The organism is Actinomadura rifamycini DSM 43936 (genome assembly GCF_000425065.1).
Classification (GTDB): Bacteria; Actinomycetota; Actinomycetes; order Streptosporangiales; family Streptosporangiaceae; genus Spirillospora; species Spirillospora rifamycini.
Map to the genome: position 1 here is coordinate 38,142 of NZ_AULB01000013.1, position 20,952 is coordinate 59,093.

General features: G+C 76.2%; 14 protein-coding genes. 7 read left to right on the forward strand and 7 right to left on the reverse strand.

Annotated elements, in window-relative coordinates:
• Window positions 1-51: 51 nt before the first annotated feature.
• Complete coding sequence (locus H505_RS47605; RefSeq protein WP_051300622.1) at window positions 52-1,782, forward strand: serine/threonine-protein kinase; 1,731 nt, start codon at window positions 52-54, stop codon at window positions 1,780-1,782.
• Between the two features lie 8 nt (window positions 1,783-1,790).
• On the opposite strand, the gene H505_RS51010 is transcribed toward H505_RS47605, so the two are convergent.
• Window positions 1,791-4,529: a D-alanyl-D-alanine carboxypeptidase gene (locus H505_RS51010; protein WP_051300623.1), complete on the reverse strand. Its 2,739-nt coding sequence runs from the start codon at window positions 4,527-4,529 to the stop codon at window positions 1,791-1,793.
• A 216-nt stretch (window positions 4,530-4,745) separates the two neighbouring features.
• On the opposite strand from H505_RS51010, the gene H505_RS0113145 reads away from it, so the two are divergent.
• The 3 genes from H505_RS0113145 to H505_RS0113155 all read left to right on the forward strand — a co-directional run bounded on the left by H505_RS0113145 (window position 4,746) and on the right by H505_RS0113155 (window position 6,800).
• The gene (locus tag H505_RS0113145; protein ID WP_026402362.1) at window positions 4,746-5,327 is read left to right on the forward strand and encodes an RNA polymerase sigma factor; all 582 of its coding nucleotides are present in this window, start codon (window positions 4,746-4,748) and stop codon (window positions 5,325-5,327) included.
• 11 nt (window positions 5,328-5,338) lie between these two features.
• Complete coding sequence (locus H505_RS41620) at window positions 5,339-6,316, forward strand: LCP family protein (RefSeq protein ID WP_245592509.1); 978 nt, start codon at window positions 5,339-5,341, stop codon at window positions 6,314-6,316.
• A 64-nt stretch (window positions 6,317-6,380) separates the two neighbouring features.
• Window positions 6,381-6,800: a CBS domain-containing protein gene (locus H505_RS0113155; protein WP_026402363.1), complete on the forward strand. Its 420-nt coding sequence runs from the start codon at window positions 6,381-6,383 to the stop codon at window positions 6,798-6,800.
• A gap of 58 nt (window positions 6,801-6,858) precedes the next feature.
• Here the strand turns inward: H505_RS0113155 and H505_RS0113160 are convergent, their stop codons facing one another.
• A complete protein-coding gene (locus H505_RS0113160; RefSeq protein WP_026402364.1) occupies window positions 6,859-8,013 on the reverse strand; it encodes an aminotransferase class V-fold PLP-dependent enzyme in 1,155 nt (384 codons plus the stop codon).
• A 126-nt stretch (window positions 8,014-8,139) separates the two neighbouring features.
• On the opposite strand from H505_RS0113160, the gene H505_RS0113165 reads away from it, so the two are divergent.
• The 3 genes from H505_RS0113165 to H505_RS0113175 all read left to right on the forward strand — a co-directional run bounded on the left by H505_RS0113165 (window position 8,140) and on the right by H505_RS0113175 (window position 12,432).
• A complete protein-coding gene (locus tag H505_RS0113165; protein ID WP_026402365.1) occupies window positions 8,140-10,026 on the forward strand; it encodes an ABC transporter ATP-binding protein in 1,887 nt (628 codons plus the stop codon).
• Between the two features lie 278 nt (window positions 10,027-10,304).
• Window positions 10,305-11,426, forward strand: coding sequence for a serine hydrolase domain-containing protein (locus H505_RS0113170; protein WP_026402366.1), 1,122 nt, complete (start codon window positions 10,305-10,307; stop codon window positions 11,424-11,426).
• Window positions 11,427-11,499: 73 nt separating this feature from the next.
• Window positions 11,500-12,432, forward strand: a complete 933-nt coding sequence (locus H505_RS0113175; protein WP_026402367.1) for a DUF5996 family protein — start codon at window positions 11,500-11,502, stop codon at window positions 12,430-12,432.
• A gap of 25 nt (window positions 12,433-12,457) precedes the next feature.
• Here H505_RS0113175 and H505_RS0113180 read toward each other — a convergent pair whose 3' ends face one another.
• The 5 genes from H505_RS0113180 to lanL all read right to left on the reverse strand — a co-directional run bounded on the left by H505_RS0113180 (window position 12,458) and on the right by lanL (window position 20,861).
• On the reverse strand, window positions 12,458-14,212 hold the full coding sequence (locus H505_RS0113180) for an ATP-binding cassette domain-containing protein (RefSeq protein WP_051300625.1): 1,755 nt from the start codon (window positions 14,210-14,212) through the stop codon (window positions 12,458-12,460).
• 8 nt (window positions 14,213-14,220) lie between these two features.
• Window positions 14,221-15,999: an ATP-binding cassette domain-containing protein gene (locus H505_RS41625; protein ID WP_157432987.1), complete on the reverse strand. Its 1,779-nt coding sequence runs from the start codon at window positions 15,997-15,999 to the stop codon at window positions 14,221-14,223.
• A 150-nt stretch (window positions 16,000-16,149) separates the two neighbouring features.
• A complete protein-coding gene (locus tag H505_RS50590; RefSeq protein WP_169528823.1) occupies window positions 16,150-16,305 on the reverse strand; it encodes a VenA family class IV lanthipeptide in 156 nt (51 codons plus the stop codon).
• A gap of 6 nt (window positions 16,306-16,311) precedes the next feature.
• Entirely contained in the window at window positions 16,312-18,153 is a 1,842-nt protein-coding gene (locus H505_RS41630; RefSeq protein WP_051300626.1) for a S9 family peptidase, read from the reverse strand.
• Entirely contained in the window at window positions 18,150-20,861 is a 2,712-nt protein-coding gene (gene lanL, locus H505_RS41635; RefSeq protein WP_211238463.1) for a class IV lanthionine synthetase LanL, read from the reverse strand. Before lanL ends, H505_RS41630 begins: the two co-directional genes overlap by 4 nt.
• Between the last annotated feature and the right edge of the window lie 91 nt (window positions 20,862-20,952).

The following is a 20,952-nucleotide window of genomic DNA, read 5'->3' on the forward strand; positions in this document are numbered from 1 at the left end:
TCCGTCGTGCCGTCGTGATCCGCCCTGCGCGCGGGGCATGGAAGGGTGTCCATGGCCGCATCTCCGCTCCGCGCCGACGACCCGGCCGCGCTCGGGCCCTACCGGCTGACCGGACGCCTCGGCGAAGGCGGCCAGGGAGTGGTGTACCTCGGCGAGGACGAGTCCGGGCAGCGCGTCGCCGTCAAAGTGCTCAAGACGTCCGACCCGGCGGCCCGCACCCGGTTCCTCCGCGAGATGGAGGCCGCCCGCCGCGTCGCCCCCTTCTGCACCGCCGCGGTGCTCGACTCCTCCACCCGCGGCGACCGGCCCTACGTCGTCAGCGAGTACATCGACGGCCCCTCACTGGCGCAGCGGGTGCAGGACCACGGCCCGCTGCACGGCGGCGCGCTCGTCCGGCTCGCCGTCAACACCGCCAGCGCGCTCGCCGCGATCCACTCCGCCGGGATCGTCCACCGCGACCTGAAACCGGCCAACGTGCTCCTCGGCCCGGACGGCCCCCGCGTCGTCGACTTCGGCATCGCGCGCGCCATCGACGCCGACACCAACACCCAGATGGTCGGCACCCCCGCCTACTTCGCGCCCGAATGGATCGACGGGCAGCCGCCGACCGAGCGGTCCGACGTCTTCGCCTGGGCGGGCACCGTCGTCTACGCCGCCACCGGCACGCCGCCGTTCGACTCCGGCCCCTCCTTCGCCGCGCTGATGAACCGCATCGCCAACGCGGAGCCGCGGCTCGACGGGGTGCCCGCCGCGCTGCGCCCCGTCATCGCCCGCTGCCTCGCCAAGGACCCCGCCCGGCGGCCCACCGCCCGCGAGCTGATCGACCTGCTCGTCAGCCCCGACGGCGACGCCCGTCCGTCGGCGGGCGACGCCCGTCCGCCGGCCGGGTTCGCCCACCCCGCCCCGCCGACCGGTGCGGCGCCCGTGCCGCCGCCGGGCCCGTCGTTCGTCCCGCCGCCGCGTCCGCCGTCCCCGCCGTCCACCGTCGAGCAGGAGCGGCCGCGCGCCTGGCGCCACCCGGGCGTGCTCGCGTCCGTCGGCGCCGTCGCGGTCGCGGCGGCCCTCACGATGGCGTTCGTCGCCGCGGTCGCCTGGCGGGCGGCGGGCAACGAGGAGGACGGCGCGTCCGGGGCGCGCGGCGCGTCGGTCACCGCGACCGACGCCTACGACAGCCCGCCGGCGTCCCCGACCGACGCGTACGACAGCCCGCCGCCGTCCCGGAACCTCATCTACGAGAGCGACTTCGTCCACGAGGCGACACTCCCCGAGAACCGCCGCAGATGGATGGAGAACGAGGAGATCCGGTACGTCCCCGCCGGCTACCGGTACGGCATCGCCGCCGAATCCGGATCGACGGTGGAGGCGAAGCACGCGCCCCTCGCGGACATGCTCGTCACGGCCCGGGGCGGCTTCCAGGGAGCGGCCCCCGGCGCCTCCGAGGTCGGCGTCACGTGCCGCAACGACGCCGACGCGTCCTCCACCGTCGGCTACGGATTCATGATGTCGCGCGACGGCAGGACGGAGATCGACCGGTACGGCACGGAGACCACGTCGCTCGGCTCCGCGCGCGTCCAGCCGAAGGACCGCGCCGACCACGAACTCAAGGCGCTGTGCAAGACCGTCGAAGGCGGCGTGCGGCTCGTCTTCTGGGTGGACGGCGTCAAGACCCTCGACGTCGTGGACCCCGACCCCCTCCCCGCCGGGGTCTCCGGACTCACCGTCGAGACCGACGGCGCCGCCTTCGCCGCGCTCTTCACCCGCTTCTCCGTCCACCGCGCCTGACGGCCCGGCTACCCCAGCCTCGTCAGCCGGTCCAGCAGCGCCGGGCCGCCGTAGGCGTCCCCGAACCGCAGCGGCACCCGCGCCGCGCCCGCCGTCAGCGCGCCCGTCTCCTCGCCCGCCGCGGCCTCCGCGGGCGGATCGCCCTCGGCGGCGACGCCCACCGTCAGCCCCGGCCACCCCACGACCGTCACCGCGGACGCCGCCCGCACCGGCGTCGTCCCGCCGAGCCCGTCGTCGACCACCGCGACCCGCTCGCCCGCCTGCGCCAGCGTCGCCGACGTCAACGCGCCCTCGGCCGCCCGCACCAGCTCACCGGCCGCCGACACCGCCCCCGCCGCGCTCGCCGTCCGCTGCCCCATCACCGCACCGACGATCAGCGTCGGGACCCCCGCCACGTCCTTGCGCGCCGCGAACACGAAGTTCCCGCCCGCCGCGTCCGTGAACCCCGTCTTGCCCCCGACGACCCCGAACTGCCCGAGCAGGAAGTTCCCGTTCGGCCGCGCCGCGCCGCCGTCCGCGGGCTCGAACGTCCGCTGGTTCACGATCTCCGCGAACGCCGGGAGGGCCATCGCGGCCCGCAGCAGCTTCACCTGGTCCGCCGCGGTGCTCACCGTCCCCGAGTCGTAGCCGCTGGGGTCGGTGTACGTCGTGTTCGCCATCCCCAGCTCGCGAGCCGCCGCGTTCATCTTCGCCACGAACGCCTGCACGCTGCCCGCGTCCCACTTCGCCAGCTCGTGCGCCACATCGTTCGCGGAGACGACCATCAGCGCCTCGAGCGCCTTCCGCTGCGTCAGCCGCTGCCCCTGCGTGATCCCCAGCAGCGACTCGCCCCGCTGCCGCCGCATCGGCATCTCCGCGACCCCCTCCGGCGACACCGCCAGCGTGGGCCCCGGCTCACCCGGCCGCAGCGGATGGTCCCGCAGGTACACGTACGCCGTCATCACCTTCGCGACGCTCGCCGTCGGCGCGGGCACCGCGTTCCCGGACGCCCCCATCGTCCCGAGCCCCTCGACGAACACCGCCGACTGCCCCGACCCCGGCCACGGCAACCGCGGCGCCGCGCCCGGGAACGTGTGCTCCGCCGCGATCGTCAGCCGCAGCTCCGGCTCCGGCACCGGCCGCAGCAGCTGCGCCGTCACGACCGCCAGCACTGCCACGAGCACCGCGACCAGCACCCACGGCCACGCGCGCCGCCCCGACCGCTCGTCCTCCGGCGCCCCCGCGACCTGCGGCACGTCCTGCCGCGTGACGTCCCCGACCGGCTCGTACCCGACGAACCGGACGAGCCCGCCCTCGCCCTCGGACACCTCCCCGCGGTACGCCTCCGGCACGGGCAGGTCCACGACCGTCCGCGCGGCCTCCGCCCTCCGCCCCGGCGGCGCCTCGAACCGCACCACCGCAGCCCCGGCCCCCTCCGCCGCGCCCCGCGCCACCTGCTCGACTTCGCGAGACGCCGTGCCGCTACCAGGCGCGCTCCCCGAGCCCCGCCCGGTGCCGTCCCCCGGCTCGGTAGCCCCGCCACGCCGTGCGGCCGCCGCGCCGTCGGCGGGTTCGGCCGTGTCGGGGGTGCGCCGCTCGGGTCCGCTGGGTGCCGTGCCGCTGCTGGGGGTGCTGGCCGCGCGCTGCTTGGCGTCGTCCGCGCGCTTCGGCGGTCCGTCATGCCGTGCGGCCGCCGCGTCGTCGCCGGGCTTGGACGTAACGTAGCCGCGCTGCCCGCCCTCGTCCGTCCGCCGCGTTGGGGCCTCGCGTTGTGCGGGGGCCGCGTCGTCGTCCGTCCAGTCGCTGGGCGCCGCCGTCCCGTCGGCGGGCTCGGCTGTGTCGGGGGTGCGTCGTGCGGGTCCGCTGGGTGCCGTGCCGCCTTCGGGCGTGCTGGCCGCGCGCTGCTTGGTCTCGTGCGCCTGCTTTGGCGGACCGTCGGACCGTGCGTCCGCCGCGTCGTTGTCGGGTTTGGACGTGTCGGTGGTGCGTTGCCCGGTTTGGTCCGGCCCCTGTGCCGGGGTCTCGCGTTGTGCGGGGGCCGCGTTGTCGTCCGTCCGGCCGCTGGGCGTCGCCGTCCCGTCGGCGGGTTCGGCCGTGTCGGGGGTGCGTCGTTCGGGTGTGCTGGCCGTGCGCTGCTTGGTGTCGTCCGCGTGCTTCGGCGGTCCGTCATGCTGTGCGGCCGCCGCGTTGTCGTCGGGCTGGTCGTTGGTGGGGCCGGACGTGTCGTGGGTGCGTCGTTCGGGTGCGCTGGGTGCCGTGGCGCTGCCGGGCGTGCTGGCCGCGCGCTGCCTGGCCTCGTCCGCTCGCTCCGGCGGGCTGTCGGGCTGTGCGGCTCCCGTGTCGTCGCCGGGCTCGTCGTTGGCCGGTGCCGTTTCGTCGGTGGGGGCGGACGGGGCGGGGGTGCTCTGCTCGGGCTCGCTCGGTGCCTGCGGGGCCGCCTTGGGCTTTGCGGTCTCGTCCGACTGCTTTGGCTGGTCGTCGGTCGGTGCGGTGTCGTTGGTGGGCTCGGACGGCTCGGGGGTGGGGGCGACCTCTTCTTGGCGTTCGGCTTCCTGGTCGTTGGGCTGCTCGGGGGCGGTCTTTGCCCGGGACTCCTCGGGCGGGGCGGGGAGGCGTTCGGCTCGGGTGGGCGCGGCGCCGGGGCGGCGGACGGCCATGTCGTCGCGGGTCTTCGTGACGTCCGGGACGCGGAACTCGGCCGTGGGCGTGCGGGCGGGCGCGCGGTCGGCCGGTTCGTCGGTCTTGGGCGCGTCCGGGGTGTCGGTCACGAGCCGCTCCTCCTTGAGTTGTGTTCCGGCGTGCGGGCGGAGCGGACGATCGCCGATGCCCCCGTGTAGTCATGAGGATGCCCGGACGAGCCGGAAGGTTCGGACGCGTTACGGATTAGTGATCGAGAACCGTGAACTCCTTTGCGGGGGTGCGGAGAGACGTCGTCGACAGAGCCCCCGCACGGGAAGGCCGGCATACATGTCATGGTTGCCGCGATGACCGCACCTCCAGCGGTTCAGAAGATCGACAGCGAGCTCATCGAGTCTTCGCTCACCGAGCCGGAATCGTTCGCTCTCCTCTTCGACCGCTACTCCGCGATGCTCTACCGGTACGTGTCCCGGCGGCTCGGGCCGCAGGCCGCCGAGGACGTGGTGGGGGAGACGTTCCTGGCCGCGTTCGGCAAGCGGCACCGCTACGACCTGTCGCGGCCGGACGCGCGCCCCTGGCTGTTCGGGATCGCGACGAAGCTGGTCGCGCGGCACCACCGGGCGGAGGCGGCGCGGTACCGGGCGCTGCGGCGGGCGCCGCTGGACGGGCCCGCGGAGGGGCCCGCGGAGCGGGTCGCGGACGGGGTGACGGCGCTGGCGGCGCGGCCGGCGCTGGCGGCGGCGCTGGCCGCGCTGCCGCGCCGGGACCGGGACGTCCTGCTGCTGGTGGCGTGGGGCGATCTCGAGTACGGGCAGGTCGCGCAGGCGCTGGGGGTGCCGGTGGGGACGGTGCGGTCGCGGCTGTTCCGGGCGCGGCGCAAGGTCCGCGCGGCGCTCGGCGACACCAACCCGATGCACGAGGAGGAGTGACCGTGGACGACATGGAGCTGATCCGCGGCCTCGGCCGGGATCTGGAGCACGAGCCGCCGGCGTCGCTGGTGCGGCAGCGGGAGCGGCTGCTGCGGGCCGGGGAGCGGCGGCGGCCGGTCCGGTGGGCGCTGCTCGGCGTGGTGGCGGCGGTGACGGCGGCGGCGGTGCTGGTGCCGGTGCTGTTCCTGCGGGGCGGCGACTCGGCGGCCCCGGCGGCGGAGCCGCCGGGGGCCGGGAAGGGCGCGTTCAACGTCCTGCTGGTCGGGTCGGACGGGCGGGGCGACGGGCGCCCGGCGAGGTCGGACACGCTGATGCTGCTGCACGTGCCGGAGGGGCGCGGCTCGGCGCGGGTCGTGAGCTTCCCGCGCGACATGCTGGTGGATCTCCCGCAGTGCGCCGGGGGCGCGCGGGGGCTGATCAACACGGCGTTCGGCGCCGGGGGCGCGGCGTGCAGCCGGCGGACGGTCGAGGAGCTGGCGGGCGTCCGGATCGACCGGACCGCGACGGTCGGGTTCGACGGGTTCCGGACGGTCGTGGACGCGCTCGGCGGCGTCGAGATGGTGATCCCGCGGGCGGTCGAGGACCCGAAGGCGGGGCTGTCGCTGCGGGCGGGCAGGCAGAAGCTGGGCGGACGGGACGCGCTCGCGTACGTCCGGTCCCGGTACAGCTTCGGGGACGGCTCGGACCTGCAGCGGATCGAGCGGCAGCAGGCGTTCCTGAAGGCGATGGCGGGGCAGGTGGCGGAGCTGCGGAAGGACCCGGTGCGGCTCGCGCGGTTCCTGGCGGCGGTCGCGGGCGCGGTCGAGACGGAGCCGGGAATGGACGTCCGGGGCCTGGTGGGGCTCGCGGACAGCATGGCCGGGATCGGGGCGGACGACGTCGTGTTCGGCACAGTCCCGGTGGCGGCGGCGCCCGGCGATCCGGCCCGGGTGGTCGCGGACGGGGAGCGGGCGGAGCGGCTGTTCGCCCAGCTCAGGCCCGATGAGTGAGCCCGGTTCTTGCGGGTAGGGGCCGAATCGTCCCGGATACGCGCGAGGTTCGAGGAGTAGAGGGATGGCCAGGAAGATTCGCGACATCATGACCGGTTCGCCGACCTCGGTGTCGCCGGAGCTCGACATCGTCACCGTGGCCCGTGCGATGCGCGACGAGGACATCGGCGCCGTGCTGGTCGCGGAGGGCGACGAGATGAAGGGCCTCGTCACCGACCGCGACCTGGTGGTCCGGGGGCTCGCCGCGGGCGGCGACCCGCGGGAGATGAAGATCGGCGGGCTGGCGAGCAGCGCCACGGCGACGATCGGCCCGGACGACTCGGTCGACAAGGCCGCGCAGATCATGCGGGAGCGGGCGGTCCGGCGGCTGCCCGTCGTCGAGGACGGCCGGCCGGTGGGCATCGTGTCCATCGGCGACCTGGCCGTGGAGAAGGACACCGACTCGGCGCTCGCCGACATCAGCGCGGCGCGGCCGAACACCTGAGGCCGGGGAGTCGCGCGCCCGGCGGGAGGCGGAAGGCCACCGCCGGGCGCGTCCCTGTTCAGGGGAGGGCCGCGAGCAGGCGGTCCAGGTCGTCCTCGGTGTTGTAGTAGTGAACGGACGCCCGGACGGCGGAGGGGACGGCGGCCGGGTCGTAGCCGTGCGCGGCGGGGCTGGTGACGTTCACGTTGACCCCGCGCTCCCGGGCGGCCCGCATGATGGCGTCCGGTTCATGCCCGTCCACGGTGAAGGTCACGATCCCTGACCGGTGCGTTCCCCGGTCCAGGACGGACGTGCCGGGGCGGGCGGCCAGCTCGCCGCGGAGCGCCGCCGCGAGCGCGACGACGCGCTTCTCGATCTCGTCCGGGCCGAGCGCGGCCGCGTAGTCGGCGGCGGCGGCGAGCCCGACCTGCCCGGCGACGAACCGCTCCCAGGTCTCGAAGCGGCGGGCGTCCGGGCGGGGCTCGTAGTCGGGGGCGCGCCACTCGGCGGCCCGGAGGTCGAGGAACGGGGGCTCCAGCGCGGTGACGATCTCCCGCCGGACGTACAGGAAGCCGGTGCCGCGGGGGCCGCGCAGGAACTTGCGGCCGGTCGCCGACAGCATGTCGCACCCGATCTCGCGGACGTCCACGGCGAGCTGCCCCACCGACTGGCAGGCGTCCAGCAGGTAGAGGACGCCGTGCTCGCCGCACAGCCGCCCCACTTCGGCGGCCGGGTTGACCAGCCCGTTGTGGGTGGGGACGTGGTTGAGCGACACGAGCCGGACGCCGCCCTTCGCCAGTTCGGCTTCGAGGGCCTCCAGGGAGATCGCGCCGTCCGGGCCGTCGGGGACGACCTCGACCCGCGCGCCCTTCGCGGCGGCGACCTGCCGGTAGGCGATCGCGTTGCTGGAGTACTCGCCGGCGGTGGTGAGGATGCGGTCGCCTTCGGCGAACGGGATCGCGTAGAACGCCATGTCCCAGGCGCGGGTGGCGTTCTCCACGTACGCGATCTCGTCCGCGCGCGCGCCGATGAGGCCGGAGACGGCGCCGTAGAAGTGCTCGATGGCGGCGGCCTCGCGCTCCGCGGCCTCGTAGCCGCCGATCGCGGCCTCCAGTGCGAGGTGTCCGTTCACCGCCTCGATCACCGGGCGCGGCGGCAGCGCGGCGCCGGCGTTGTTGAGATGCGTCACCTCCGCGCAGCCCGGTGTGTCGGCCCGCAGCGTCGCGACGTCCATGAACCGTCCCTCCGCGAAATGTCGGACCTCCGCGCGACACTGGACGCGGCGGCCGAGCTTGACCTCAACCTTTGTCGAGGTCTGATGATGTTCCGCAACGGAGCATCTCAGACGACGGGATAACACATGGACATGGAAGTCACTGCGTGGATGTCGCTGCACCACGCGGCCCACGCCGAGGACCGCAGGCCCTTCAACCGGGCGACGCTGCGCCGCATCGCCGCGTTCGCCGGCCCCCACCGTCGCACCCTCACCGCTTTCCTGCTGCTCAGCGTGGTCCTCGCGGTCCTCGCGGTGGCGACGCCCGTGCTCGCCGGGCGGGTCGTGGACGCGATCACCGAACAGGCGGGCACGTCCACCGTGGTGTGGCTCGCGGTGCTGATCGCCGTGCTGGCCGTCGCCGAGGGCGCCCTCGGGCTCGCCAACCGGTGGCTGTCGGCCCGCATCGGCGAGGGCCTCATCCTCGATCTGCGCACCTCGGTTTTCGACCACGTCCAGCGGATGCCGGTCGCGTTCTTCACCCGCACCCGGACGGGCGCGCTGGTCAGCCGACTCAACAACGACGTCATCGGCGCGCAGCGCGCGTTCAGCGACACGCTGTCGGGCGTCGTCAGCAACCTGGTGATGGTCGCGCTGACGTTCGGGGTGATGGTCGGGATCTCGTGGCAGATCACGCTGCTCGCGCTGGTGCTGCTGCCGCTGTTCCTGCTGCCCGCGCGCCGGATGGGCTCCCGCCTCGCCCGGCTGGAGCGCGAGGCCGTCGCGCACGACTCGGCGATGAGCACCCAGATGACCGAGCGGTTCTCCGCCCCCGGCGCCACCCTGATCAAGCTGTTCGGACGGCCGTCGCGGGAGTCCGCCGAGTTCGCCGCGCGGGCCCGCCGCGTCCGCGACATCGGCGTCCGCACCGCGATGGTGCAGCACGTGTTCATCACCGCCCTGACGATGGTGTCCGCGCTGGCCCTCGCGCTCGTCTACGGGCTGGGCGGCTACCTGTCGCTGCGGGGGAGCCTGGACGCCGGCGCCGTCGTCGCCCTCGCGCTGCTGCTGACCCGCCTGTACGCGCCGCTGACCGCCCTCGCCAGCGCCCGCGTCGAGGTGATGAGCGCGCTGGTCAGCTTCGAGCGGGTCTTCGAGGTGCTGGACCTGAAGCCGCTCGTCGCCGAGAAGCCCGCCGCGCGGGACGTCCCCGACGGGCCCGCCGCGATCGAGTTCGACGACGTCCGGTTCTCCTACCCGTCGCCCGACAAGGTGTCGCTCGCCTCGCTGGAGGAGGTCGCGACCCTCGACACCCGCGGCGGCGAGGAGGTCCTGCACGGCGTCTCGTTCAAGGCCGAACCGGGGCAGATGGTCGCGCTCGTCGGCTCGTCCGGCGCCGGCAAGTCCACGATCGCGCAGCTCCTCCCGCGCCTGTACGACGTCGACTCGGGCGCCGTCCGGCTCGGCGGCGTCGACGTCCGCGACCTGTCGTTCGCCGCGATCCGCGCGACGCTCGGCATGGTCACCCAGGACGGCCACCTGTTCCACGAGTCGATCCGGGAGAACCTGCTGCTCGCCCGCCCGGAGGCCACCGAGGACGACCTGTGGGACGTCCTGCGCCGCGCCCGGCTCGACGCGCTGATCGAGGGCCTGCCGGACGGGCTCGACACGATCGTCGGCGAGCGCGGCTACCGGCTGTCGGGCGGCGAGCGGCAGCGGCTCACCATCGCGCGGCTGCTGCTGGCCCGGCAGCGGGTCGTGATCCTCGACGAGGCGACCGCCCACCTCGACTCCACGTCCGAGGCCGCCGTGCAGGAGGCCCTCGCCGAGGCGCTGGACGGCCGCACCGCCGTGGTCATCGCGCACCGGCTGTCGACCGTCCGCGCCGCCGACCTGATCCTCGTGGTCGAGGGCGGCACGATCGTCGAGCGCGGCACCCACGACGAGCTGCTCGCCGCCGACGGACGCTACGCCGACCTCTACCGCACCCAGTTCAGCGACGACGCCCCGCCGACCCTGGAGCCCGTCGCCTGACCGGCGCGCGAGGGCCCGGACGGGACGGGCGGCGGCGAGACGTCTCGCCGCCGCCCGTCCCCGTCCCGTCCGGCGGCCTGCCGGGGGTGACGGTGAACGGCTTGCAGAAGCCGTGGGTGAAGCGGGCCGGCAGGGCGAACACCTGCCCGCCGCGGGCGGGTGCCGCAGTGGCGGCTGCGGTTATCGATATGCCCGGGACCGGGAGGGTATCGGCGGTGCGATGAGTTCCGCGCCGCCGGACGATCCGTATACGCGTGGACGAACGAAGGGAGACGGACATGCGGGACGCGGTGCGCCAGACGCTGGACGGGCACGTCGCGGCGGGGCTCGTGCCGGGCCTGGTCGCGCTCGTCCGGCGGGGCGGGGAGACGGGCGCGGTCGTGCTCGGCTCGACGGCGGTGGACGGCGGCGCGCCGATGCGGCGGGACGCGCTGTTCCGCGTCGCGTCGCTCACCAAACCGGTCGTCGCGGCGGCCGCGATGATGCTCGTCGAGGACGGCCGGCTGCGGCTCGACGACCCGGTGGACGGGCTGCTCCCCGAGCTGGCGGCGCCGCGCGTGCTGCGCCGCCCCGGCGGGCCGCTGGACGACACCGTCCCGGCAGAGCGCGCGATCACCGTCCGCGACCTGCTGACCTTCCGGCTGGGGACCGGGGCGGTGCCCGAGGACGCGCCGATCGGGCGGGCGATGGCGGCGGCGGGCGTCGCACCGGGGCCGGACGTGTCGCCGCTGCCGCCGGACACGTGGCTCGCGCGGCTCGCGGCGCTGCCGCTCGTCCACCAGCCGGGCGCCCGATGGCTGTACCACACCGGCTCCGACGTGCTCGGGGTGCTGATCGCCCGGGCGTCGGGGCGTCCGCTGGGCGACGTCCTGCGGGAGCGGATCTTCGAGCCGCTCGGGATGCGCGACACCGCGTTCCACGTCGCACCCGGCGACGCCGCCCGGCTCGTGCCGTCCTACCGGCCGGACGGCGCCGGCGGCCTGGCCGTGCGCGACGACCCGCGCGACCGCCCGCCCGGGTTCCCGTCCGGCGGCGGCGGGCTGGTGGGCACCGCCGACGACTTCCTCGCCTTCTTCGGGACGCTGCTCGGCGGGGGCGGCCCGATCCTGTCCCGGGAGTCGGTCCGGCTGATGACGTCCGACCGGATCACCGCCGCGCAGCGGGCGGCCGCCGCGCCGCTGCTCACGACCGGCTGGGGCTTCGGCGTCGGGGTCGACGTCCGCGACGACCCGCCGGAGTCCCGCCCCGGACGGTTCGGCTGGATGGGCGGCCTCGGGACGACCGCGTTCGCCGACCCGTCCGCGGACCTGGCGGGCGTGCTGTTCACGCAGGTCGCGGTGTGGACGCCCGGAGTGGGCGAGCTGATGACCGAGTTCTGGCGGTCGCCGTACGCTGAGTGACCGCCGCCCGGCCGGGCATGATGGCGGAGCGTCATGGGACCGACCGGACCGGTTCCGGCCGAGGAGGACTGCGATGGCACGGCAGGGGTGGCCGCGGCTGCGGGTGGCGGACTGGCACGAGACCCGCGACACGCTCCACATGTGGACGCAGATCGTGGGGAAGGTGCGGCTGGTGCACGCGCCGCTCGTGAACCACTGGTGGAACGTGACGCTGTACGTGAGCCCGCGCGGGCTGACGACGTCCGCGGTCCCGTACGGGACCGGCGCGTTCGACGTCGAGTTCGACTTCGTCGAGCACCGGCTGCGGCTGCGCGCCGACGACGGGACGGACGAGGGGTTCGCGCTCGCGCCGATGACGGTCGCGGAGTTCCACGAGCGGACGATGCGCGCCCTCGGCCGCCTCGGCGTCGAGGCGGCCATCCAGGGGCACCCGAACGAGGTGGACCCGGCGATCCCGTTCGCGGAGGACGACCGGCACGCGTCCTACGATCCGGACGCGGCGCACCTGTTCTGGCGCCAGCTCCTCCAGGCGTCGCGGGTGATGGGCGAGTTCCGGTCGCGGTTCGCGGGGAAGGTCAGCCCGGTGCACTTCTTCTGGGGCGCGATGGACCTCGCGTGCACCCGCTTCTCCGGGCGGACCGCGCCCGAGCATCCCGGCGGCGCCCCGAACTGCGGCGACTGGGTGATGGTCGAGGGGTACTCGCGGGAGCTGAGCAGCTGCGGGTTCTGGCCGGGCGGCGGCGAGGAGGGCGCGTTCTACGCCTACGCCTACCCGGAGCCGCACGGGTTCTCGGCCCGTCCCGTGCGGCCGGCCGCCGCCTTCTACAGCACGGAGAACGGGCAGTACCTGCTCCCGTACGAGGCGGTCGCCGATGACCCCGACCCCGACCGGGCGCTGCTGGACTTCCTCCAGGACACCTACGAGGCCGCCGCCGACCCGGCCGGCTGGGACCGGGAGACGCTGGAGGTCGACCCGGCCCGCTGGGCCCACAAGACGCGGGCCTGAGGGGGCCGCGAACGGCCGCCCGCCCTCACGTCCGCCAGTGGCCGACCAGCTCCGCGTAGAGCGGGCTGAGGCCGAGAAGGGTGCGGTGCGTGCCGGCGATCGGGCCCGAGGCGTCGAGCAGCAGGACCCGGTGGGCCCGCTCCGCGGAGCTGATCCGGTGGGCGATGACGATGAGGGTCCGGCCGCGGCCGGCCAGTGCCCGCTCGGCGCGGGCCTCGGCGGCGGGGGGCAGGTGGCACGTCGCCTCGTCGAGGATGAGGACGGGCGCGGCGGACAGGTACGCGCGGGCGAGCGTGACGAGCTGGCGCTCCCCGTGCGACAGCGTCCCGCCGCCGGGCGGGACGGCGGCGTCGTAGCCGCCGAACCGGCGCAGCGTCTCCTCCAGTCCCACGGCGGCGGCGGCCTCGTCGAGCCGGGCGGTGGTGGCGTCCGGGCGGAGGTAGGCGAGGTTCTCCCGCAGGGTCCCGGCGAAGATGTAGCTCTCCTGCGGGACGAGCGCCACGGCGGCCCGGAGCAGGTCCCCGTCGAGGTCGGGCAGCGGCACCTTGCCGAGCGTGACGGTGCCCCGCTGGGGACGGACGAGACCGGTGAGGACGTTCGCGAGCGTCGACTTGCCCGTGCCGCTGGGACCGACGACGGCCAGGTGGGTGCCCTCGGGGACGTGCAGGCTCAGGCCGGTGAGGACGGGTGCGGCCCGCGGCGAGTAGGCGAACGTGACGTCCTCCAGTTCGATGTCGGCCGAGGCGGGGACGAGCGCCGGTCTGGACGGGCGGACCGCACCCGTGCCCCCGCCCGTAACCGCGCCTGTACCCGTGCCCGCACCCGCGCCCGTCTCGGCGAGGCGGCCGAGGATCACCGCGAGGCTGAGCAGCAGGGTGCCGCCCGCGTCGACCAGCAGGACGATGCCCGGCTGCAGCCCGGTGACGAGGTAGCCCGCCGCGCCCGCCACCTCCCCGGTCGTGAGCCGCCCGCCGTCGATCAGGGCGGGGGACAGCGCGAGCAGCACGAGGAGCGGCAGGTGCACGCCGAGCGCCAGCACCGGGAGCCGGACGAGCCGGGAGCGGGCGAACGCGCGCAGCGCCGCCGCCTGCGCGTCGACGGACGCGCCGACCGCCGCGGCCGCACGGTCCTCGGCGGCGCACGCGACGACGTCCCGCACCCCCTCGACGATGGCGGCACCGGACTGCCCGATCCGTTCGGCGTGCCGCACGACGTCCCGGTACCGGCGGACCTGGACGCCCAGGAACGCGGCGAACACGCCCAGGGCGAGGGCGACCGACAGGGCGATGGCCAGGGCGAGCGGCGGGGACAGCAGCGCGAGCCCGATCAGTGCGGCGAGCCCGGCCGTGAGCAGCTGCCGGACGTTGCGCAGCGCGGTGCCGAGCAGCGCCCGGACGGCCTCGGCCTGCTCGGCGACCTGCGCGACGCCCGTGCCGCCCGCCGCGTCGTCCGCCGTGCCGCCCGTCCGGGCCAGGGAGGCGGTGACGACGTCGGTGACCAGGGAGTCGCGGAGCGGCTCGACGGTGGCGGCCAGCCGGGGGTAGACGCGCCGGGTCGCCTCGGCGCCGCACAGGTACAGGACCGCCAGCACCGCGAGCCAGGCCAGACCGGTGCCGGGGCGCCCGGCGAGGAACCCGCGGTCGATGGCGCGGGCGAGCAGCAGGCCCGCGGCGAACACGGGCACGCCCTCGACGGCGGACCACGCGGCGAGCCGGCGCAGCGCCGGCCCCCGCCCGCGCAGGTGGCGGCGCAGCAGCCGGGCCGCGGGCGGGACGTTCACGCGCCGACTCACGCGCCGGCCCGCGGGGCGGCGCCGAACACGGCCCGGTACTCGGGGTCCGGCCACAGGTCGGCGTGGGGCGCGAGCGCGCGGATCCGGCCGCCGTCGAGCCAGGCGACCAGGTCCGCGCGGGCCGCGGTGGCGGGCCGGCGCGCCACCACCAGGCTGGTGCGGCGGGCCAGCAGCCGCCGGAGCGCCCGGGTCACCTTCACCTCCGTGGCGGTGTCGAGGCTGCTGGTGGCGTCGTCGAGGACGAGGACCCGGGCGTCGGCCAGCGCCGCGCGGGCGAGCCCGAGGCGCTGCAGTTCGCCGCCCGACAGCGGCGCCCGGTCGAGCGGGGTGTCGTAGCCGTCCGGCAGCGCCCGGACGAAGTCGTCGGCGGCGGCCGTCCGGGCGGCCCGGCGGACCTCCGCGCGGGTGGCCCCGGGACGCGCGTAGGCGATCATGTCGTGCACCGTCGATCCGAGCAGCGCCGGACGCTCGAAGGCGTAGGCGACGGCCCGGCGCAGCTCCGGCGGCGCGACGGCGGCGACCGGGACGCCGTCGAGCTCGACGCGTCCCTCCTGGGGGTCGAGGAGCCGCCCGGCCAGCGACACCAGCACGCTCTTGCCCGTCCCCGACGCGCCGACGACGGCGACGCCGGCCCCGGCCGGGACCGCCAGGTCGAGCCGGTCGAGGACGGTGCGGTCGCCGATCCGGACGGTCACGCCGCGCAGGTCGAGCCGTCCGGGGCCGTCCGGCAGCGCGACCGGGCGCGGCGGCGGCGCGACGGCCGGGGCGGTGTCGAGCACCTCCTGGACCCGTCCGGCGCTCACCTCGCAGTTCAGCAGCGCGACGAAGGTGTCGAAGAGCGCGACGGCGCCGACGGCCAGGGCGGTGTAGGACACCGCCGCGACGAGCCCGCCGGGGGTGATCGCGCCGGTGGCGAGCCGCAGCCCGGCGACGCCGACGACCACGACCTGCAGCAGCGGCGCCAGCAGCGACAGCCGCCAGCCGACCCGGCCCTGCGCGGCCCAGGTGCGGTGCCCCGCCTCGCGCAGCAGCGGGAGCGGCCGCAGGACCCGGGCGGCCTCGCGGGCCGCGGTGCCGCAGGCGCGGATCGTCCGGATCCCCTGGTGCGCGTCCAGCAGCCGGGTCGCGATCGACGCCTGGTGGCGCTGGTAGTCCGCGAACGGCTCGCCCGCCTGGGCGACGAAGGCGCGCAGCACCACGACGGCCGGCGGCACGCCGAGCGCGAACGCCGCCGCGAGCGTCCAGTCGATGAGGGCCAGCGCGAGCACGGCGCCCGCGGTCGTCGCCAGGGTCGCCGCGACCGACACGAGCTGGACGGGGAACGCGGCGGGTCCGCTCGCGCTCTCGGTGAGCCGGGCCAGCACGTCTCCGGTGGGGAAGCGGCGGCGGCCGGGCACCCCGAGTTCCAGGACCCGCCCGATCAGGCGGTGCCGGAGCCACGCGGTGATGCGGCTGCCGCAGTAGGAGCCCGCCAGGTCCTCCCCGGCGTCGGCCAGGGCGGCGACGGCGAGGACGGACGCCAGCCGGGCCAGGGGGGCGCCCAGCGGTTCGCCGGTGTGGACGGCGTCGATCGCCTGGGCGAGCATGGCGGGCGTCGCGAGCGTCGCCAGGACGCGCAGCAGGGTGCACAGCACCAGCAGGCCGAGCAGGGCGCGCGTGCGGCCCAGCGCCGCGCGCAGCAGCCGCCGCCCTCCGGCGCGCAGCACGGCGGGGGAAGGGTGCGCTTCGGCGGCGGGTGCGGCCTCGTCGCCGCCGGCGGGCTCGGTCCGGACCACGCGGGTCGGCTCCCTTCCCTCCCGGCGGGGATTGGTTACAGTGGCGAGTGGGTCCGGTCACGGATCGGCCGGTTCAGCCGACCGATCCGTGACCGGTGTCTACGGGCCGGGGTCAAGCTCTGGTCCCGAACCGTGTCCGGGTGATCGGTGCTACGCGCAGGAGACGCCGACGCACACGGTGTTCAGCAGCGTCAGCAGACCGGCGCACGTGCACGTGCCGCCGAGCTGGACGCCGTCGATCTCGATCGGGTCGGTCTCGGGCAGGTCCTGCAGCTCCGCCACCAGGTCACCGTCGAAGATGTCCATCTGTTCTCACCTCCTCTCCTTTGCCGGAACCAAGGTCCGCCCCGCGCCGAGGCAGAAGCGGACCACAGCCGTCCGCAGGTCCGCGGGCCATGCCTGGACGACCGTTGTGTGGTCGCCGTCGACTTCGCGGTAGTCGAAGTCGGGCCCTTCGGTCCTGCCGAGTTCGAGGAGGCGCCGGCGCAGCGCGCGCGACTGCCCGACCGGGACGACCTCGTCCCGGGTGCCGTGCGCCACGAGCAGCGGCGCGGTGAGCGCGCCGCACAGGGCCAGGACGTCGCGCCGCGCGTCCCGTCCGGGGCCGCCCGGCCGGTGCAGGCGCGCCACCCGGTCCCGGACCGGGGCGGCGGCGTCGCGGTACAGGCTCGCGGCGGAGGTGAACGGCGCCAGCGCGACGCACGCCGCCCACAGGCCGGGGCTGCGGCAGGCCGCCAGCAGCGCCAGCCAGGCCCCGTAGCTGACGCCCAGGAGGATCGGGTCCCGCGCTCCGCCGGGGACGGCGCGGCGGCGGTCGGCGATGCCGCGGCCCAGGTGGACGACGTCCTCCAGGTCGGGGCCGCCCCAGTCGCCGACGACCGCCCGCAGATGCCGCTCGCCGTAGCCGGTGCTGCCCCGGTGGTTGGGCGCGACGACGGCGACGCCCGCGGCGGCGAGATGCTGGAACAGCGGGTCGAACTCCAGCCGCCACGCCGCCAGCGGACCGCCGTGCAGGGCGAGGACCACGCGGTCGCTCTCGTGCCAGCGGGGGCCGCCGTAGACGATCGCCTCGATGGGCCCCGCCGGGCCCGGCAGCTCGACCGGCTCGGCGCCCGCCCAGCGCGTCGCGGTGCCGGCCGGCCCGCGCGCGAGCGACCAGCCGGCGCGGTGCACGGTCGCGAGCGTCGGCGGCCGGTGCGGCGCCGAGAAGCGCAGGTGGATCCGCCCGCCGGTCCAGCAGGCGGGCGGCGACAGGACGCCCCGCGGCCCGGCCACCGGTTCGACGCGGTCGTCCGCCGCGGTGTGGATCAGGAGGCGGGACGCGGCCCCGGCGTCCTCGCGGACCAGCAGGCGCTCGCCGCCGAGGTCGAGGGCCAGCGGGACGCGGGCGCGGCCGGGCCGGTTGAGGGCCGCGGGGAACCGCACCCGGCCGCCGCCCGGCGACCACAGCCCGATCCCGGGGACCGCGCGCCCGGGGCCGCCGGTCGTCACGACCAGCCGCCCGGAGGGGCGGTCGCAGGCGACGATGCGGTCGGTCGACGTGCCGGAGACCGTCCAGACCCGGCGCCAGGCGCGGTCCCGCAGGTCCACGACGATCCCGTCCGTCCCGTGCCCGGCGCCGGCGTGGTCGAGCGCGAGCGTGCGCCCGTCGTCGAGCCAGACGCCGCCCGACAGCACGCCCGGGATCCGCACCACCGGCTCCGGCGGCGCCCCGGAGTCCGGCAGGACCCAGACGCGGGAGTGCCGCTCGTCCTCGACGGCCACGAGGACCAGGGTCTGCGGCGACCCCGGGCCGGCCAGCGGGTATCCGGCGAGCATCGGGGTGATCCGCCACGACCGGGCGGGGGCCGCGGTGCCGCCGCCCGGACGCACCGCGGTCACCGTCCCGTGGCCCGCGGGCGCCCCGTCGGCGCCGACCGCGGGCCGCGCCACCAGGACGCCGCCGTCGTCGAGCGGGATCGGGCGGCTGGACCGGTCGACGGCCGCGTCGGCGGCGGCGACCGTCCGGCAGGACGGCGCCGGGGTGGTCAGGTCCCAGCGCTCCAGGGCCACGCGGTCCTGGACGGCGCTCAGGCAGGCGGCCCACCGGCCGTCGCCCGAGAACGCGAAGCCGAACCGGGACGGGACGGCGGGAAGGGCGGGGACGGCGCTCATGACGCCCCGCTCGCGGCGGTCGCCCCGGTCGCCCCGCGCCGCTCGCCCGCGGCGGCGGCGTCGACCGTCCAGAGGCGCGGCGACCCGTACCGCAGCCGCAGCAGGAAGCCGAGCATCCCGCTCATGCCGTCGCCCCAGGTCACCGAGACCTCGCCCTGCTCGTCGGGGAGGACGAACCGGCCGTCGCGGTGCGCGCGCGACGCGACGATCGTCCGGCCGAGCCGCCACGCGGCCGCCCGGTGCCGGTCATCGCCGGTCAGGTCGGCCATGTCGAGCAGGAAGTCGCCGTTGCCCGACAGCCCGTGGCACTGGCCGAGCACCGAGCGCCAGGCGTGGTCGGTCACGGCCCGGGCGGAGAGGCCGGCGGCCTCCCGGAAGCACGCCTCGCCGGTGGCCGCGCCGAGCCGGAGCAGGAAGCCGCCGATGCCCGACGCGCCGTGGCACCAGTACGGGGCGGTCGGCGCGTCGCCGGTCCCGGCGCCCCACATCGCCGCGCCCCGCTCGATGACCACCGCGTCCAGGAGCTCCTCCCCGACGCGGCGGGCGAGCGCCCGGCAGTCGTCGCGCCCGGTCGCCTCCGCGCAGGCGAGCAGGAAGTAGCCGACGCCCGCGATGCCGTGCGCGAACCCGTGGTAGGACCGGCCCGCCAGCTTGGAGTCGACGTCGGCGGGAGTGCTCCACGCGAGCCGCCCGGCGCGCTCCTGGACCGTCCCGAGGAGCGCGTCGGCGGCGGCGTCCGCGCGCCGGGCGAACCGCTCCGCACCGGTGCGGGCCCACAGGTGCAGGGCGGTCAGGCCGAGACCGGCCGTCCCGTGGGTGACGTCGGGGCTGGCGACCGCGGCCGGAAGCCCGTCGGCCACGGCGACGGCGGCGTCGGCCAGGCGCTCGTCGCCGAGCGCGAGACCCGCGTCCAGCAGCGACCACGCGACCCCGGCGGTGCCGAAGTACAGGCCGGGCGGACGGCTCGTCCCGTCCGCCAGCCGCGCGCGGATCCACCGGGACGCCGCGCCGATCGCGTCCGGAAGGCGCGGATCGGCGGTCAGCTCCCAGTACCGGACGAGGGCGCCCAGGCATCCGGCGGCACCGTGCTGCAGGGTGCAGGGGTCGGGCGCGCCGTGGACGCACGACACCGGCCACAGCGCGTGCGGCGCGTCCGGGGCCATGGACGCGAGCAGCTCGCCGACGATCCCGTCGATGACGCGGTCGACCGTCTCCCGCGGCCACGGGGCCTCGGCGGCGTCGCGGGGCGGGGCCCCGCGCGGGGCCGGGTCCGCGAGCGCGTCGCGCGCCCGGTCCGTCGTCCAGCGGCGCTCCGGGGCGTCCGCCATCAGCCCGGTGAGCATCGCCCTCAGGTGCCCGGGGAGGTCCAGGCCCTGGGTCCGGGCCGCCAGCCACTCCTCCAGCCGGTCCCCCGGCGGCCTGCTCTCCGGCTCCTCGTCCAGGAGGTAGGGCGGGCTGCCGGTGAACAGGTAGCAGAGCGTCGCTCCGAGGCTGTAGTGGTCGGCCGACGCGTGCGGCGGCGCGCCGGCCAGCTGCTCGGGGGCGCCGAACGCGGGCGTGCCCGCCCGCAGCGGGCCGTCCTCCCCGTCGGCCACCGCGAGTTCGAGGTCGATGAGCACGGGGGCGCCGTCCGGGCGGACCATGACGTTGTTGGGGTTGAAGTCGCGGACGAGGAGGCCGGCGGCGTGCGCGCCGGCCATCAGGTCGACGAGTCGCCGCGCCATGTCCGCCGCGGCCGCGAGGTGGCCGCCCCAGCCCGCCTCGACGATCCGGTCGGCCGTCCACTCCCGCAGCGGGACGCCCTCGACCATCTCCTGCGCGAGGAACAGGTGCCCGCCCTGTGGGAACAGGTCGATGAGGCGCGGGGCCAGCCCGCGGCCGTCCAGCCGCTCCAGCGCCCGGGCCTCGGCGCGCAGCCGGTCCCGGGTGTCGCGCCCCGCCAGGTCGGCGGCGACGTGCGGGCGCGCCTCCTTGACCACGACGGGGTCGCCGGTGCGGCGGTCCACCGCGCGATAAACGCCGCCCTTGTTGGAGTGGCGGATCGCCTCCCGCACCCCGAACCGTTCTCCGAGCACTATTTCGCCGGATTCACGTGTCCGCCGGGTGCCGTTCAGGCCGTTGTCGGGGAAGGGAGATGTCACCCAGGAGGGAGGCGTATACGTGCCGACCCGCCGGTCTTCCACCGGCTTCCCGTCCGGGTCGAGGATCGTCCATGTGTAGAAGCCGTCGTTGGTGAGCCGCCGCTCTTCGACGAACGCGCCATAGCGGTAATGGACGAGACTGCCCGGCGCGTACGGCCGGTCGGAGAGGATCCGCGGCCCCGCGAGCCCTTTCGTCGCCTCGTGCAGGTCGCCCGCGAGGCGTACGGCCTCCGCGTCGCTTTCGGGATAAATCGTAATAAATTTCCCCGCATGCCCGCGGGAGGTGTTGCGCGCGTTCAGCGCGGCGACGAAGTCGACGCTCGCGGCGAACTTGAACGCCGAGCCGGCCTCCAGCAGCACCCGCAGCGCCCGTCCGAGCACCTCGTCCGCGGACGCCGGCGTGGCGGAGACGTGCAGCTTCCAGCCCTGCGGGCGCCGCGGCGCCTCCTCCGGGGCGACCGAGCACCAGATTCCGGAGCGGCCGACCCGCCACCGTCCCGGCGCGGCCGCGACGGCGCGCGTGAGGGTGTCGACCAGAGGGGTCTCTTCGGCATCCGCGGCCGTCACGGCCGTGAAAATGCTGAATGTGAAATCCGCCATGGAGATCTCCGCCGCCCACATCTGCCGGTGAATCACTTGCCGGAAGATCGAAACTGCT

Bases quoted from the DNA above. Each gene is read 5' to 3' on its own strand.
- H505_RS0113155 (WP_026402363.1), top strand. From the start codon at position 6,381: ATGGCCAGGAAGATTCGCGACATCATGACCGGTTCGCCGACCTCGGTG.
- H505_RS0113170 (WP_026402366.1), top strand. From the start codon at position 10,305: ATGCGGGACGCGGTGCGCCAGACGCTGGACGGGCACGTCGCGGCGGGG.
- H505_RS0113165 (WP_026402365.1), top strand. From the start codon at position 8,140: ATGGACATGGAAGTCACTGCGTGGATGTCGCTGCACCACGCGGCCCAC.
- H505_RS47605 (WP_051300622.1), top strand. From the start codon at position 52: ATGGCCGCATCTCCGCTCCGCGCCGACGACCCGGCCGCGCTCGGGCCC.
- H505_RS0113145 (WP_026402362.1), top strand. From the start codon at position 4,746: ATGACCGCACCTCCAGCGGTTCAGAAGATCGACAGCGAGCTCATCGAG.
- H505_RS0113160 (WP_026402364.1), bottom strand. From the start codon at position 8,013: ATGGACGTCGCGACGCTGCGGGCCGACACACCGGGCTGCGCGGAGGTG.
- H505_RS50590 (WP_169528823.1), bottom strand. From the start codon at position 16,305: ATGGACATCTTCGACGGTGACCTGGTGGCGGAGCTGCAGGACCTGCCC.
- H505_RS0113175 (WP_026402367.1), top strand. From the start codon at position 11,500: ATGGCACGGCAGGGGTGGCCGCGGCTGCGGGTGGCGGACTGGCACGAG.
- H505_RS41630 (WP_051300626.1), bottom strand. From the start codon at position 18,153: ATGAGCGCCGTCCCCGCCCTTCCCGCCGTCCCGTCCCGGTTCGGCTTC.
- H505_RS41620 (WP_245592509.1), top strand. From the start codon at position 5,339: ATGGAGCTGATCCGCGGCCTCGGCCGGGATCTGGAGCACGAGCCGCCG.